This window comes from Campylobacter sp. B0100352/1 (genome assembly GCF_020135855.1).
GTDB classification, from domain to species: Bacteria; Campylobacterota; Campylobacteria; order Campylobacterales; family Campylobacteraceae; genus Campylobacter_D; species Campylobacter_D taeniopygiae.
The window spans coordinates 1-918 of record NZ_JACHTP010000077.1; the positions used below are offsets into that span (position 1 = coordinate 1).

The following is a 918-nucleotide window of genomic DNA, read 5'->3' on the forward strand; positions in this document are numbered from 1 at the left end:
AATGAAAACATCCTTATGACTAAACAAGGTTTAGAACAAGATAACCAAGCTGTAAAAGAATCTGTTTCTACTGTTCAAGTAGTAGAAAAAGGAGATTTAACTGCAAGAATCACTGCAAGTCCTAGAAATCCACAATTAATAGAACTCAAAAATGTTTTAAATAAACTCTTAGATGTCTTACAAGAAAAAGTAGGATCTGATATGAATGCTATTCATAAAATCTTTGAAGAATATAAGAGCTTAGATTTTAGAAACAAATTAGACAATGCTAAAGGTAGTGTTGAAGTAACTACTAATGCTTTAGGTGAAGAAATCATTAAGATGTTAAAACAAAGTTCTGAATTTGCTAATCACTTAGCAAGTGAGAGTTCTAAATTACAAAACGCTGTTCAAAACCTAACTAGCTCTTCTAATTCTCAAGCAGCTTCTTTAGAAGAAACAGCTGCTGCTTTAGAAGAGATTACTTCTTCTATGCAAAATGTTTCTGTAAAGACTAGTGATGTTATCACTCAATCAGAAGAGATTAAAAACGTTACAGGTATTATTGGAGATATTGCAGATCAAATCAATCTTTTAGCCTTAAATGCTGCTATAGAAGCTGCACGTGCAGGAGAACATGGACGTGGATTTGCTGTTGTGGCTGATGAAGTTAGAAAACTAGCAGAAAGAACTCAAAAATCATTGAGTGAAATAGAAGCTAATACAAATTTATTAGTTCAATCTATTAATGATATGGCAGAATCTATTAAAGAACAAACTGCAGGTATTACTCAAATCAATGAAAGTGTAGCTGCTATTGATCAAACTACTAAAGACAATGTAGAAATTGCTAATGAATCAGCTATCATTTCTAATACAGTTAGTGATATAGCTAATAATATATTAGAAGATGTTAAGAAGAAAAGATTTTAAGAGATC

At 31.0% G+C, this 918-nt stretch carries 1 protein-coding gene; it reads left to right on the forward strand.

Annotation, left to right across the window (positions count from 1 at the left end; all coding sequences use genetic code 11):
* The coding region (locus tag H2279_RS08590) for a methyl-accepting chemotaxis protein (protein WP_337196285.1) at nucleotides 1–912 on the forward strand (912 nt) is incomplete at its 5' end.
* Nucleotides 913–918: the final 6 nt, after the last annotated feature.